The sequence below is a fragment of the Terriglobales bacterium genome, from assembly GCA_035573675.1.
Taxonomy (GTDB): domain Bacteria; phylum Acidobacteriota; class Terriglobia; order Terriglobales; family Acidobacteriaceae; genus DATMAB01.
In genome coordinates this window covers 128,700-142,864 of sequence record DATMAB010000015.1, presented here as the reverse complement: position 1 = coordinate 142,864, position 14,165 = coordinate 128,700, and the positions used below count along the sequence as shown (strand labels likewise).

The window sequence follows — 14,165 nt, the reverse complement described above, 5'->3', positions numbered from 1 at the left end:
GCGGTTTGTCGCGGCAAGAGGGTAAACCGCGCTGCCGCTGAGACGGAGCAGGGCGGCTACTTCGCCCACTGTCATCGCCCGCTCGCGGGCTTCCAACTGCTCTATTAGTCCCACTGGCATATCCTAGTTTGGGATACTGTAGCACAGGTTGGTACGGTGAGTTAGCTTGAAGAACCAGAGCGAAACTCGCCGCTACAGCTTGCTGCTTCGGCGACTGAAGACCGCCCGTCAGCAAGCTGGCTTGACACAGGCGGCAGTGGCACGCGCCTTGCGAAAGCCGCAATCCTATGTTTCAAAATGCGAGTCAGGCGAGCGGCGGGTGGACGCTATCGAACTATCGGCGTTTGCGAACCTGTACGGCAGACCGGTGACGTTCTTTATTGAGTGACCATGACTGGCGAGATTAGAATTCATTCCTGGTTTTCCAGAATACTGGAAGCCCACGGCAGAGAAATTTCCCGATTGTTTCGCGGCAGCAGCAGAGTGCGAAAAGGCCCTCAATGCAATCCTCGCGGAGGCAGCGGCTGACAAGAAGCAATGGGTTCTCCGGTTGCTAACAAAGATGGTCGCTAATTCCTTTGGCGCCGTCGTAGTTCTTGTCGCCAATGGTTACGGTGGCGACGCATTGCGTGTCGCTCGTAGCATGTACGAAGGCGCGGTTATCGTCGGATATATCCAAAAACATCCAGAGGTGTTCGACACCTATTACGAGTTCCACTGGGTGTTGGCGAAGCGATCCGTTGACTGGATGACTGAACACGCCCCTGAAGAACTAAAGAAGCTGGACCCGAAGAAGGTGAAGGAGATTGAGGACAACTTCGCGCGAGTGAAGCCGAATTATCAAACGGAAAAAGGCAAGATTCGTGATTCTTGGTCAAAAACGCCGCTACGCAACATGGCGGAAGACATTGGCATGGCTGACCTGCATTCCTATTACGAGCAAGCGTCTTCCATGCACCACGCCAATGTTCAAGCCCTTTCGAGCCAACTTGAAGTCTCTGCTGACGAGACAATCGTTGACTTCGATGTTGCGCCATCAGACCACTGGGCCGGAGAAGCCCTCATGTTGGCAATGGGGAGTTTTGTGCAAGCACTAAAGGGTTACAACGCGCTATGCGGAAAGAAGTTCGACGCGCTTGTAGAAGATGTCGAGGGGAAATTCACTAACGCTTGGAAGAAACAACTAGCGCGCGAAGGGAAGGGTACTGGAGCGGGCGACGGGATTTGAACCCGCAACCCTCGGCTTGGGAAGCCGATGCGCTACCATTGCGCCACACCCGCTCGTCAGAGCAAGTATAACGCACTGTCCACACTGTCCAAAAAAGGCGCAAACGCGTCTAAACGTGTGTGCGCTGTGTTTTGTGTGTAAGCCGTAGAAGCTGGCGAAAGCCGCATTATTACTACACAAACGCGCTAATCTCTTTGAAGTGATAGCATTGCGGCAAGGGAGCGGAAGCAACGCCAGCTTCCCAAGCTGGATGTCGCGGGTTCGATCCCCGTCTCCCGCTCCAGGTGAACAGACGAGAGTGCCGCTGCAGCGCGGCAGCACGGTCCTCATTTTCCCGCTTTTGCGGGTCCTCACGGCATGACAACCGGAAATGAAGACGGAGGCGCGGGGGGGGGCCGCGCCTCCGAGGCGGCAAGGAAGCGTCCCGCGCTCAGCGCCAGAGCGGGCGGCCCTTCTTATCGCGGAAGAAGAAGACGTCGTTCTCGCGCTCGATGCCGCGGGCCAGGATGGCGGGCAAATCGCGGTACGTGGTCTTCACGCCAATGAGGATGATGCTGTCCCCCTGCTTCAGGTGGATGCCGTACTCCTCCAGCCACTTGAGAGGGGCAACGTGAACCTCGTACTTCTTGCCATCGACGTTGAACACCAGGTGCGTGCCCACAGTGCCGCTGATCGGGCACTCGTACTCCTTGATGGTTTCGACCGTGCCCTGCAGCCTGACCTCTTCCTTGAGGTTGTATTCGGGAACCGGTCCGGACGCTGGTTTCTGCGCAGCCACCGAGGCAGCCAGCAGCAGGATGGCGATGCCTGCGAGACATGTTTTGAGGACGGTTGTCATAACCTCACCTCCGAGCCCGGCCGGAAGCGGGACGCCCGGGGCGGGCTCTCATTGTTATTAAACCGCGACCAAGCAGAACTGGCGGTGATTGCCGTCACAAGAAGGGGTGATGGTGGGTACGATCTCGTACCTTTCTAGCCGCTGGCAATCGCAGATCAACTGGTCTATATTTCGCCGCAACATGTGGAGCACCGGTTCGCAGGCCCCAACCACCAGGACACCGATCCTGCCTCTGTTGGTAAGCGCAGGGGCGGTGGTGTGCATGGTTGCCGGGATCTGGCTGGGCGATTACGGCATCCGCCGCTTTGAGATCCGAGCGGGCTACTGGCTGGCCACCGCGGCTTACTACAGCGCAATTCCTACGCTAGCGGGAATCGTGGGTGCGGTGACGGGCGCGGTCCTGGGACACAGGGCCCGTCGAGGCTACCCAGGTTTCTTGTCTGCTGCAGCCGTGGTGCTGGCCTACATCGCCGCTGCGGGCTCGATCATGGTGATTGGGAAGGTCCTGGGCATGGATTGGCCGCCCCTGCGCTCGAGCAACGAAGAGCGGGCGGTTGCTGCCCTCAGAACACTGCCTTATTGGTTAGACCAATTCCAGCTCAAGGATCCGCAGCACCGCCTGCCGCGCACCCTAGCGGAATTGGAAGGAGAAGGATTGCCCGCTTTCTGGGCCACAGGCAATTTTTCGGGATACCTATTCACTTATGTACCCGGTCCGCAGGCCGAGGGCCGGGCGCGGTATGCGGTGCTCGCCCGGCCGCGAACATTCGGGAGCAGCGGGCGGGCGAACTTCTATAGCGACGAAACTGGTGTCGTGCGTTGGACCTTGGACGATCGGCCGGCCCGTGCAACAGATGAACCATACGGCGAACCATGACCGCAATGTCACTGCTCGATGCTGCAAGGCAATCCGCGCCTGAATTTGCAATTGGCACTCTGTGAAGTCCGGCTCGGTATAATTCTTCTATCTTGATCCGATTCTGCAGATTCCTTACTTCCCTTCTCATTTTCCTGCTGCCCGGGGCGGTGTGTGCACAGGCGCAGCAACAGGGCAAGACGCTGGTCATCCTGCCGTTCGAGAACGCGTCGGGCGCGCCGGGACTGGAGTGGATCGGGGAGGCGTTCCCGGAGGTGCTGGGGCAGCGGATGGGCTCGGCGACGCTCTATGTGGTGGGGCGCGATGACCGTCTGTATGCCTTCGACCGCATGGGGATCCCGGCGGCGGCGCGGCCCTCGCGGGCGACGGTCTACAAGATCGTGCAGGCCATGGATGTGGACTACGCCGTGCTCGGCCGCTACGCGTTCGACGGGCGGACGTTCACCGCCACGGCGCAACTGCTGGACGTGAAGTCCCTGCGGCTGGGCGCAGAAGCGAAGGAGTCCGGGCCACTGGTGAAGCTGCTGGACGTGCAGAGCGCGCTGGCCTGGGACCTGCTGCGGCAGATCACGCCCAACCTGTTGATGTCGCGCAACGACTTCGTGGCCCTGGCGCCACCGGTGCGGCTGGATGCGCTGGAGAATTACATCCGCGGAGTCATCGCGGCGGAGACCAAGGAGAAGATCCGCTACTTCCGGGAGGCGGTGCGGCGCAACCCGGCCTACTACGAAGCCATGCTGGCGCTGGGCAAGGTGCTCTACGAGACCGGCGACCATCAAGCTTCGGCGGGGTGGCTGGCGCGAATCCCGCGGAACGACGCGCTCGCCCGGGAAGCGCACTTCTATCTTGGGCTCGACTATTTTTACCTCGGGCACTTTGACCGCGCCCAGTATGCGCTGGAGTTTCTGGCCTCGCGGCTGCCGCTGACCGAGGTGCACAACAACCTGGGGGTGATGGCGGCGCGGCGCGGCGACGCCAAGGCGGCCGTGGAGCACTTCCGCAAGGCGGCGGAAGCCGATCCCCGGGATCCGGATTACCACTTCAACCTGGGAGTGGCGCTGGCGCGCGCGGGCGAACCGGAAGATGCCCAGCGCTCCCTGCGCCGGGCCCTGGAACTGGCGCCGGAAGACAGCGAAGTCCAGAGCGTGCTGGAAGGCCTGGCCAAACCGCAGGCGGGAGCGCGACAGCCGCTGGAGCGCATCAAGCTGAATTACGACGAGGCCTCCTACCGGCAGATGGCGCTGCAGATCCAGAACGTCAACGAGCAGCGGCTGGCTTCGATGGACGCGATGTCGCACGCGCGCTTCCACGTGGAGCGGGGGCAGTCGCTCTACGACCAGGGCTTCGTGCTGGATGCCGAAGGCGAGCTGCGGGAAGCCGTGGTGCTCGATCCGACCAACGCCGGGGCGCATGCCGGCCTGGCGGCCGTTTTGGAACGGCTGAATAACATCAGCGGGGCACGCGCCGAGGCGCGGGCGGCGCTGCGGCTGGCCGAGCGCGCCGACGCATTCCTGGTGCTGGCGCGCCTGGACCTGAGAGAGAATAGAGTGGAAGCCGCCGCAGAGAGCATCGCCAAGGCGCTCCAGATCGAACCGCAGAACGCCGAAGCGGCCGCCCTCCAGCGAACGGTGGCCGCACGACTGGCGGAGAAAGCGCCGCCGGGGCAGAAGCCATGACGTCTCGCAGGTTCGCATTCTTGGTTGGTCTCGTAGCCGCCCTGGTGATTCCGGCCATGGCGTCGGCCGACGTGCTGAAGATCGTGGTGGATGACATCATCCATCCCATCACCGAGGAATACATCGAGCGGGCGCTGGAGGAGGCCAAGGCCAGCAAGGCAGACGCGCTGCTGATCGAGCTGCGGACGCCCGGCGGCCTGGACACCTCGACGCGCAAGATCGTGGAACGGATGCTGGCCTCGCCGGTACCGGTGGTGGTTTACGTGACCCCGAGCGGGAGCCGGGCGGCGTCGGCCGGGTTCTTCATCCTGCAGGCGGCGGACGTGGCTGCCATGGCGCCGGGAACGAATACCGGCGCGGCCCATCCGGTGCTGATGGGCGGCAAGGACATCGACGAGAACCTGAAAAAGAAGATGGAAAACGACGCCGCCGCCTTCATGCGCTCCTACGTGAGCAAGCGAGGACGGAATGTGGAAGTGGCGGAGAGCGCGGTGCGGGAGTCCAAGTCGTTCACCGAACAGGAAGCGCTGAAGGAAGGCTTGATCGACTATGTGGCGGACAACGAGCAGAGCCTGCTCGAGCAACTGAGCGGGAAGCCGATCCGGCGCTTCGATGGCAGCACCATCACGCTGGAGCTGAAAGGCGATCCGGTGCGGCCGTTCGAGATGACGCTGCGGCAGAGGATCCTGGCCTACATCATGGATCCCAACGTGGCCTACCTGCTGTTCTCGCTGGGGATGCTGGCGCTGTACGCGGAGTTCAACAATCCGGGAGCCATCCTGCCGGGCGTGGTGGGTGTGATCTGCGTGCTGCTGGCGCTGTTCGCCTTCAACATCCTGCCCACACGTTACGCCGCCCTGCTGCTGATCGTGGCCGCATTCGTGCTGTTCGCGCTGGAAGCCAAGTTCACCAGCCACGGCGTGCTGGGTGCGGGCGGCGTGCTGTGCATGGTGCTGGGCGGGCTGATGCTGATCGATGCACCCATCCCGGAGATGCGGGTACGGTTATGGACCGCGCTCGCGGTGGCGGTCCCTATGGGCGTAATCTCCGTGTTTCTGATGACGCTCGCCTTCCGCGCCCAGATGGCCAAGACGGCCGTGGGACCGGAAACCCTGGTGGGAGCCGTAGGCATCGTGCGGACGCCTCTGGCGCCGAGCGGCAAAGTGTTTGTCCAAGGCGAGCTGTGGAACGCGGTTTCTTCGACGGCGGTAGCGGTGGGAGAAGCGGTGCGGGTCCGCAAGGTCGAAGGACTGGTGCTGGAAGTGGAGCCGGCACCGGGGGCGAGCGCATCGCAAGGCAGCCACGCATCCTCCGCCTGAACACCGGCAGGTTCGCGCGGTCACGGCCGGTTCCTATATCATCCGAACGCAATCCTCTTGGAGGTCTGTCATGGGTTCTCTCGGCATCCCGATCCTGATTCTGGTCGTGTACTTCATCACCTGCATCAAGATCCTGCGGGACTATGAACGGGGCGTGATCTTCCGCCTGGGCAAAGTGCTCAAACAGCCGAAAGGGCCGGGTCTGTTCTTCGTTTTCTGGCCCATCGACCAGATGGTGCGGGTGTCGCTTCGCCAGGAGGCGTTCGACGTTCCGCCGCAGGACATCATCACGCGCGACAACGTCACCCTGAAGGTGAACGCGGTGGTGTTCCTGAAGGTCGTGGACGCCAACAACGCCGTGCTCCAGGTCTCGAACTACCTCTACCAGACGTCGCAGTTCGCACAGACGACGCTGCGCTCCGTGCTCGGCGAAGTGGAACTGGACGAGCTGCTGGCCCACCGGGAAAAGCTCAACCTGCGCATCCAGTCGATCCTGGACCAGCACACCGCGCCCTGGGGCGTGAAGGTGGTCAACGTCGAGGTGAAGCAGGTGGACCTGCCGGAAACGATGCTGCGCGCCATGGCCAAGCAGGCGGAGGCGGAGCGCGAGAAACGGTCGAAGATCATCCATGCCGAAGGCGAGTATTCGGCCTCGCAGCGGCTGGCGGACGCCGCCAAAGTGCTGGCCACCGAGCCCATCACGCTGCAGCTCCGCTACCTGCAAACGCTGACCGAGATCGGCGTGGAGAAGAACACCACCATCGTCTTCCCGCTGCCGGTGGACATCGTCAGCGGGCTGACCAAGCTCATCGAAAAGGCGCAGAAAAGCTAGGCGAAGCCGGCAGGCTGTCCGGGCCAAGGGGATTACTTTCTAATAACTAACGAGGTTCCGCCCGCTCCAGACGGCGCGCGTTTGTCCTAAGATGGGGCGCATGGAACTGACCGAGAACTTGCTGACGGAAACCGAAGAAGTCCCGGAAACCACGCTCGGAACCGGACGTTTGCTGGGGATCTTTTTCGCCTTGGTGCTGGTGTGCGCGTTGTTCTTCGGCTTCGGCTACACGCTGGGACGGAGCACGGGCACAGCCCAGGCGGCGACGATTGATGCCTCGGCAGTGACGATACCGACAACGCCCGACGCCAACAGCGCCACCAAGCCTTCCGCAGCCAACGAGTGCACAGGAAGCGATTGCGGCGCGGCTCCGCAGGACCTGACCTTCTATAAGGCCGTGGAGCAGAAGGACGCGCAACCGGCGCTCGCCAAGCCTGAAGAAACGAAGCCCGCAGTGGAGACGCCCAAGTCTCCGACGGTCACGACACCCAAGATGCCCGCCGGTTTCGTGGTCCAGGTTGCCGCATTGACCAAGCGCGATGACGCCGATGCCATGGTGAAGGCGCTGCACCGCAAGAACTACCCGGTGTTCGTGATGAACGCGCCCGGCGACCGCTACTATCGCGTGCAGGTGGGTCCGTATCCCACGCGCAACGAGGCCACCATGATGCAGGACCGCCTGCGGCACGACGGGTACAAAGCAATCGTAAAGAAGTAGGCTGAGTCGAGTCGGACAACCCCTCCCAGTGCGGAGGGGTTTTTGTTTCTGGGTTCGAACGCGGGCAAGATGCCCGCGCGCCAGCCGGCGAGGACGCCGGCGCTACCATTACAGGTCGCTGTCGAAGCGCTGTTCGCGGAACGGGTCGCCGTACATGTGGTAGCCGTTCTGCTCCCAGAAGCCGGGCTGGTCGTGGTCGAGGAACTCCAGGCCGCGCACCCACTTCACCGATTTCCAGGCGTAGAGATGGGGCACGATGAGGCGCAGGGGATAGCCGTGCTCGGGCGTGAGCGGCCGACCGTCATGGTGGGTGGCAAACAGGACGCCCTCGCGGTCGAGGTCGGCGAGCGGAACATTGGCGGTATAGCCCTGCTCGGCGTGGACCAGGACGTAGGCGGCGCGAGGCTTGAGGCGCACCAGGTTGAGGACTTCTCGAAAGGCGACGCCCTCCCACACATTGTCAAAGCGGCTCCAGCGGGTCACACAGTGGAAGTCGCTGGTGGAGCGCGTGCGCGGCAGGCGGTTGAACTCCTCCCATGTCAGCCGGACTTCGCTCTCAACCAGCCCGCGCATGCAGAAGTCCCAGCGCGCCGCATCGAAGCGAGGGATGGAGCCGTAGTGCAGCACGGGCCACTTCAGGGTCAAGGCCTGGCCGGGCGGCAGGCGGCCTTCGTCGCGCATTTTCCGCTCCCGTTGCTTGCGCTCATCGCCTTCCAAAAGCATGGCTTCCCTCGCCTTCCAGTAGCGATGAGATGCGGCAGACGGGGAAGGGTTGCGACCGAGAAACGGGTAGACAAACTTTTTCGCAACCTTCGACATTGACATGCATCAATGTATGCTGTATAGATGGATGTCGATATGACGACCAAGACGACCAAGGTGGGAGAAGTGCTGGACGTGCTGGCCGACCCCACTCGGCGGAAAATCCTCAAGGCACTCAAGGAAAAGGGTTGCTGTTCGATCGGCAAGCCCTTTGGGATGTGCGCCTGCGACATCGAGCAGAAAGTAGGTCTTTCGCAGCCGACCGTGTCTCACCACATGTCGGTATTGCGCAAGGCGGGTCTGGTGGAAGCTGAAAAGTTCGGGCAGTGGATGTGGTACCGGCGCAACGAAAAAGCGCTCAAAGAATTTGCCGAGGCGCTGGCAGAAGAACTGTGAAAGGCCAGTGGCCAGCGGTCCGTGGCCAGTGGCCAGTGGTCAGTAAAAGGAGAACAACCATGGGTACGGTGAAAGACGTCAGCGGCGCGGCAACCGCCCAGGAGAGAGACCTCCTGGTAGAAGCAGTACGCGCACGCTATGGGAACATCGCGCGCGAAAAGAGCGGTTGTGGATGTTCGCCCACGGCCGAGCCGACGGCCATCGGATACTCGGCTGAGGATCTGGCAGCGGCGGGCAGCGCCAACCTGGGGCTGGGATGCGGCAACCCCTTGGCGCTGGCCGCGATCCAGCCGGGGATGACGGTGCTCGATCTGGGCAGCGGCGCCGGGTTCGATGCGTTTCTCTCGGCGAAGCAAGTGGGGCCGGGCGGGCGGGTCATCGGCGTGGACATGACCGACGACATGTTGAACCTGGCGCGGGAAAACGCCCGCCGCCTGGGCGCCGACAACGTGGAGTTTCGCAAAGGCTACATCGAGCGCTTGCCGGTGGAGGACGGCAGCGTCGATCTCGCCATCAGCAATTGCGTCATCAATCTGAGCACGGACAAGCCGGCTGTATTCCGCGAGTTGTACCGGGTCCTGAAGCCCGGAGGGCAGTTCGCTATTAGCGACATCGTGCTGCTGAGGCCGCTGCCCGAATCCATCGCCGCCGACATCAACGCCTACGTGGGCTGCATCGCCGGGGCAAGCCTGCTGGGAGATTATCTGAGCTTGGCCTTCCAAGCCGGCTTCCGCGAGCTTTCCCTGCCGCAAATCACCAGCGGGCAGGAGCTGCTCGGCGCCCTAGCACACGGAGCAGAAGCGATCGCAGTCGAGCAGCGTTTCGGACGCGCGGCTCTGCGGGAGGCTGCCTCCGCCGTGGTCTCGGCGAGAATGCACGGCCGCAAACTCAAGACAAGCTGACTTGGACCTCTCGAGGACTGGGAGTTTTGTTTGCACGCGTACATTGATGGTAGTCGATACACAAAGGAGATGAGCATGGAAAACAAGCTGCACGTTTCGCTGGACGTTGTAAACCTGGACAAGTCGGTGAGGTTCTACACGGCGCTGTTCGGCGCTCAGCCCACCAAGCTGAAGCCGGGGTACGCCAAGTTCGATCTGGCCGCACCGGCCGTCAACCTGACCATGCAGGAGAAAGAGCACTGTTGCCTGCAGGGCCTGAGCCACCTGGGCATCCGCGTGGATTCGACGGCGGAAGTACTGGAATACAAGCGCCGCCTCTCCGAGGCCGGGATCAAGACCACGGACGAGATGAACACGACGTGCTGCTACGCGGTGCAGGACAAGATCTGGGCGACGGATCCCTCCGGCTACCGCTGGGAGGTCTACGTCTTCAAGGGCGATGCGGAGGAGGCCAGCGATGCGAAGGACGTCGGCAAGGAGTTCCAGAAGGCGTGCTGCGTCTGAAGGAGCAGTGGCTAGTGGTCGGCGGTTCGTGGCTGAAAAGCAAAGGCCCGGAGCACCGGGCCTCTTACGTTAACAGCAGGCGCTAGCGGCGAACGGCGGCGGCGAACAGATCCGATTGAATCAGGGCCTGAAAGCGCTTGTCGTCGGTGTGGAAGCGCATGCGGACGTTGCCTCCGTCGGAGCTCACCTTGAGTTCGTCGAGGATCTCCTTGTCAGCGCCACTGGAGTTCATCTTGCGGTAGAGGACGCCCGCCTGGATGAGCGAGGAGAGGGTGGCGGCGGTGAAATTGTCGGAGGTGATGATGTCCAGATCGAAGTCGATGCCGCTGTCGAAGTCCATGCGGTAGCGGGAGCCTTGGAGGCGCTTTTTGACGGTCTCAAAATCGGCCAGCCGGGCCGCCTCGCCGAGCGACGACCGCAGCATGAACTGGGTGCCGGCCGGATCCAACACGCTCCACAGCGCACCGCTCTCCACCGCCGTCATCATGTCCGCGACCTGGGGATTGCTGTTCAGGCTCTCGCCTTCGCCGAAAAAGGTATCGAGCGCGGTGTGCACTGCGGATAACTCGCCAAAGACCATAGTGGAGTCATCGAGCAGCGCCATGCGCACCGCTTCGCCCATGGGATAGATGTCGGTGGCACGGTACTTCTGGGGTGTGATCTTCTGCCGGCGCATGCGCTGCTGCACCTGCTTCAAAGCGAACTGTCCCTGAGCGATGCCCAGCAGGCGTGTCCCCTTCTCCGGGACGCGGAAGCTGGCGAAGGTCAACTGGTCCAGATCGCGGTCAGGGTCGATGCCGACCTTGCGCAGGGTGGTCTCGAACTGCTTGAGTTCCTGCGGCAGGGCGCGCTCCTTGAGGGCCAGGGCTGAGGCCGAAGCGCCTACCTTGCGGTAGTCCACCGAGATGATCTGCTGCACTTGCGCGGGGATAACGCTGCGGGACGCTGTGCCCAGGGATGCCGCCCAGGCGGGCGCCGCGAGAACGATCAGAACGAGACCAGCAGCCAACTTTCGCATGATGCCCATTATAGAGGCGTTTCGGGGCACATACGGTTGCCCGCAGTGGTAATCATCGGTTCATGCTTGCCCAGTGTCCTTCGGGGTGCTGGGAAGCCATCCGCGAAGCGTCAGGAGCGCAGAGACGCCATCGCTTGCCGGGTCTCGGCAGTGAAGGCAGCGTCCTTCTCCGCCAGAGACTGCAAATTGATCTCCACGTTGGCCAGCGCGCCTTCAAGGGCGGCGCGAGCCAGCGCAGCGGCGGTGGTCAGGTCCGACGCCATGTTGGGATTGGTGATTGGGCCTAGTTCGGAGACGAGACCGGCCACTTCCCTTGCCCGGCGAGCGACTTCGAGTGGAACGTTGGTAGCGCCCTTGAGTGCCGGAACGATCAGCGCATCGCCGTTGGAAGCGGACTTGGCCGCCTGGTAAGCCTTCCTCACCTGGTTGTAGGAGTCGGCGTCGGCGTCGATGGCGGCTTTGAGTTCCTCGCGCAGGCGGCCGAGACGGGCGATGGCGTCGCTGAGGCGGGCCTCATGCTGCGCGTTGGCCTTCTTGCCGCGGGACATGGCGGCGACCATGTGGGCGAGGGCCGCGGCCATGGCTCCGGCCGCGGCGGCGGCGCTTCCCCCGCCGGGCGTAGCCGTGGGCGCGGCGAGTTGCTCGACGAAGGGCTCGACTCCGGCGCGCAGGCCTCCGACCGCCAGCTTGCCTCCCATCACTGCGTTCAAACGGTTTTCCAGGATGAGAAAGGAATCGAAGTTGCCGATCTGCAGGAACCATTCGGCGGCATTCTCCAGCGCCCGCTTGGGGATGAGGCCGACGATTTCGCTGGAGACCGGCAGGACGCCGTAACGAGCGGCTTCGCGGCGCACGAATTCGAATACGCGCGCAATGGGCGTCTGCTCGAAGTCGGTAAGGTTCATGGACACCTGGGCCAGGTTGCGTACCAGGAATCCCGCCGCCTTCACATAGCGCAGGCCGCCGCTGGAGAAGCGCACTGCCTTGGCAACTTTCTTCGCCACCTCGACGTCCGAAGTATTGAGGTAGATGTTGTAGGCAATGAGGAACTTGCGGGCTCCTACCACGGTGGCGCCGGCGGTGGGATGCAGGCGCGGCTCGCCGAAGTCGGGGCGGCGGGCGGGGTTGGTTGCAATCTCCTCGCGCACCCCTTCGAATTGCCCACGACGGATGTTCTCCAGATTGACGCGTTCAGGAGTAGTCGCGGCGGCTTCGTAGAGATACACAGGGATTTGATAACGCTTCCAGATTTCCTGGCCCACGTGGCGCGCGAGGGCAACGCAGTCCTCCAGGGACACACCCTCGATGGGGATGAACGGCACCACGTCCGCTGCGCCCAGGCGGGGATGCTCGCCGCGATGCTGGTTCAGGTCGATGAGTTCGGCCGCCTTGCCCACGCCGCGGATGGCGGCCTCCGCGATGGCATCGCGCTCGCCCACCAGGGTGATGACACAGCGGTTATGGTCGGCGTCCATCTCGCGATCGAGCAGGTAGACGCCGGGTGTTTTCATGGCTTCGACAATGGCATCCACCTTGGCCCGGTCGCGGCCTTCGGAGAAGTTGGGCACGCACTCGACCAGCGTCGACATGGACCCAAGCATAGCGGTGCAGGCAGGGCGCCGCAACCCCGGCCCTGGAGGGCTAGCGCGCGGCTTCGAGGTACAGGCGCGCGGCTACTTGAACCAAGAGTAGCCCAGGGTGAACTGGACGCTGTTGATACCCGGGTTGGGCGACTCCAGGCCGGCGTTGGAGATGTGGACGTAACGAGCGGCCACGCTCCAGGCGCGCTTTTCGCGGGTGAAGAACTGAAGGCCGAAGGCGGCCTGGGGGGTGAAGTTCACGGTGCTGGTGAACTCTGGGACCGAGGTGCGCGTGAACAGAAGGCCTCCACCGGCTTCGAAATAGGGGACGACGCGGCGCTTGCTGGTGAAGTTCCACTTGAAGAGGCCCGGCGTAAGGCCAAAGCCGTAGACAGTGGTGCGCTGGAACACCACGTAAGCGGGAATAAATTCACCCACAATTTCCAGATTGCCGCGCAGGAAGCCGGGGCCGCGTTGGCCGGTCATAACGCGGCCCACGCGGAAGCCGGCGTTGAAAAAGCCCGTATCCTCCACGCCGCCGGGGACGCTGGTGCCGCCCCCGACCCAGGGTCCGAGCTCCCAGGTGCCTTTGGTAGCCAGAGCCAAGGAAGCGTCTTGAGCGAGAGCGAGGGTACCGGCGAGCAGCAGGCAGAGGCAGATGAGTGGTTTCATGGGACGTTCCGGGATATAGTCGCAGTACTCTAGCAGCACACGGCGCAACAGGCGAGTGATTGTTGTGGTGCGGCGCGGGAAGCAGCGGCAGGAAAGTCAGCTCGCAACCTGTTCGAGCTGGGTTTCGTCCACGTCGAAGTTGGAGTAGACGTGCTGGACGTCGTCGTGCTCCTCCAGCGCTTCGACCAGACGGATCATCTGCTGGGCCGCGGCGCCCTCGAGCTTGACGTAGTTCTGCGGCAGCATGGCGATCTCCGACACGGCCACTTCGAGCCCCGCCTTTTTCACCGCTTCGAGCACGGCCTCGTAGCTTGCGGGGTCGGTAATCACTTCCCAGTTGGAGCCGTCGTCGCGCAGGTCTTCTCCGCCCGCTTCCAGGATGATGTTCATCAGCTCATCTTCCGAAGCCGCTGACTTGGGCACAACGATGTAGCCCTTCTTGTGGAACATCCAGGCCACGGAACCGGCTTCGCTCATGTTGCCGCCGTTCTTGCTGAAGACATGCCGGATCTCGCTTACCGTGCGGTTACGGTTGTCGGAAGAGATTTCCGCCAGGATGGCGACGCCGCCTGGGCCGTAGCCTTCGAGCTGGAACTCCTCATAGACGGCGCCGGGCAATTCGCCGGTGCCGCGCTGGATGGCGCGCTTGATGTTGTCCGCCGGCATGTTCTCCGCCTTGGCGGCGGCGATGGCGGTGCGCAGGCGCGGGTTCTTGTCCGGGTCGCCGCCCGACTTGGCCGCCATGGTGATCTCGCGAATCAGGCGGGTAAAGATCTTGCCGCGCCGGGCGTCCGCCGCGCTCTTCTTGTGCTTAATTGTGGCCCATTTGGAATGGCCGGACAT

16 protein-coding genes and 1 tRNA gene are annotated in these 14,165 nt (G+C 62.9%); 10 read left to right on the top strand and 7 right to left on the bottom strand.

The genetic code is table 11. The annotated features are described in order from the left end of the window. Positions 1-166 precede the first annotated feature (166 nt). Complete coding sequence (locus VNK82_06115; protein ID HXE90523.1) at positions 167-388, top strand: helix-turn-helix transcriptional regulator; 222 nt, start codon at positions 167-169, stop codon at positions 386-388. A 162-nt stretch (positions 389-550) separates the two neighbouring features. Continuing rightward, positions 551-1,228, top strand: a complete 678-nt coding sequence (locus VNK82_06110; protein HXE90522.1) for a DUF5677 domain-containing protein — start codon at positions 551-553, stop codon at positions 1,226-1,228. Here the strand turns inward: VNK82_06110 and VNK82_06105 are convergent. Next, positions 1,207-1,281: transfer RNA gene (locus tag VNK82_06105), tRNA-Gly, on the bottom strand. The two genes, VNK82_06110 and VNK82_06105, sit on opposite strands and share 22 nt — an antisense overlap. Positions 1,282-1,658: 377 nt before the next feature. Beyond that, complete coding sequence (locus VNK82_06100; protein HXE90521.1) at positions 1,659-2,066, bottom strand: hypothetical protein; 408 nt, start codon at positions 2,064-2,066, stop codon at positions 1,659-1,661. Positions 2,067-2,175: 109 nt separating this feature from the next. Here VNK82_06100 and VNK82_06095 point away from each other — a divergent pair, with 109 nt between their 5' ends. The 5 genes from VNK82_06095 to VNK82_06075 all read left to right on the top strand — a co-directional run bounded on the left by VNK82_06095 (position 2,176) and on the right by VNK82_06075 (position 7,488). Then, entirely contained in the window at positions 2,176-2,943 is a 768-nt protein-coding gene (locus VNK82_06095) for a hypothetical protein (protein ID HXE90520.1), read from the top strand. A gap of 92 nt (positions 2,944-3,035) precedes the next feature. Further along, positions 3,036-4,619 (top strand): tetratricopeptide repeat protein, encoded by a 1,584-nt coding sequence (locus tag VNK82_06090; GenBank protein HXE90519.1) that lies wholly within the window; start codon positions 3,036-3,038, stop codon positions 4,617-4,619. Between the two features lie 20 nt (positions 4,620-4,639). Continuing rightward, positions 4,640-5,938, top strand: a complete 1,299-nt coding sequence (locus VNK82_06085; protein ID HXE90518.1) for a nodulation protein NfeD — start codon at positions 4,640-4,642, stop codon at positions 5,936-5,938. A gap of 70 nt (positions 5,939-6,008) precedes the next feature. Next, a complete protein-coding gene (locus VNK82_06080; protein ID HXE90517.1) occupies positions 6,009-6,770 on the top strand; it encodes a slipin family protein in 762 nt (253 codons plus the stop codon). 100 nt (positions 6,771-6,870) lie between these two features. Further along, positions 6,871-7,488, top strand: coding sequence for an SPOR domain-containing protein (locus tag VNK82_06075; protein HXE90516.1), 618 nt, complete (start codon positions 6,871-6,873; stop codon positions 7,486-7,488). A gap of 108 nt (positions 7,489-7,596) precedes the next feature. Here VNK82_06075 and VNK82_06070 read toward each other — a convergent pair whose 3' ends face one another. Next, positions 7,597-8,211, bottom strand: coding sequence for a sulfite oxidase-like oxidoreductase (locus VNK82_06070; GenBank protein ID HXE90515.1), 615 nt, complete (start codon positions 8,209-8,211; stop codon positions 7,597-7,599). 135 nt (positions 8,212-8,346) lie between these two features. Here VNK82_06070 and VNK82_06065 point away from each other — a divergent pair, with 135 nt between their 5' ends. The 3 genes from VNK82_06065 to VNK82_06055 all read left to right on the top strand — a co-directional run bounded on the left by VNK82_06065 (position 8,347) and on the right by VNK82_06055 (position 10,052). Then, entirely contained in the window at positions 8,347-8,646 is a 300-nt protein-coding gene (locus VNK82_06065; protein ID HXE90514.1) for a metalloregulator ArsR/SmtB family transcription factor, read from the top strand. 59 nt (positions 8,647-8,705) lie between these two features. After that, positions 8,706-9,548: an arsenite methyltransferase gene (gene arsM, locus VNK82_06060; GenBank protein HXE90513.1), complete on the top strand. Its 843-nt coding sequence runs from the start codon at positions 8,706-8,708 to the stop codon at positions 9,546-9,548. Positions 9,549-9,623: 75 nt separating this feature from the next. Next, complete coding sequence (locus tag VNK82_06055) at positions 9,624-10,052, top strand: ArsI/CadI family heavy metal resistance metalloenzyme (GenBank protein HXE90512.1); 429 nt, start codon at positions 9,624-9,626, stop codon at positions 10,050-10,052. Between the two features lie 82 nt (positions 10,053-10,134). Here VNK82_06055 and VNK82_06050 read toward each other — a convergent pair whose 3' ends face one another. The 4 genes from VNK82_06050 to VNK82_06035 all read right to left on the bottom strand — a co-directional run bounded on the left by VNK82_06050 (position 10,135) and on the right by VNK82_06035 (position 14,165). Beyond that, the gene (locus VNK82_06050) at positions 10,135-11,070 is read right to left on the bottom strand and encodes a hypothetical protein (GenBank protein HXE90511.1); all 936 of its coding nucleotides are present in this window, start codon (positions 11,068-11,070) and stop codon (positions 10,135-10,137) included. A gap of 110 nt (positions 11,071-11,180) precedes the next feature. After that, positions 11,181-12,659, bottom strand: coding sequence for a glutamate formimidoyltransferase (gene ftcD / locus VNK82_06045; GenBank protein ID HXE90510.1), 1,479 nt, complete (start codon positions 12,657-12,659; stop codon positions 11,181-11,183). Positions 12,660-12,743: 84 nt separating this feature from the next. After that, positions 12,744-13,322 (bottom strand): acyloxyacyl hydrolase, encoded by a 579-nt coding sequence (locus tag VNK82_06040; GenBank protein HXE90509.1) that lies wholly within the window; start codon positions 13,320-13,322, stop codon positions 12,744-12,746. 96 nt (positions 13,323-13,418) lie between these two features. Next, the gene (locus VNK82_06035; protein ID HXE90508.1) at positions 13,419-14,165 is read right to left on the bottom strand and encodes a YebC/PmpR family DNA-binding transcriptional regulator; all 747 of its coding nucleotides are present in this window, start codon (positions 14,163-14,165) and stop codon (positions 13,419-13,421) included.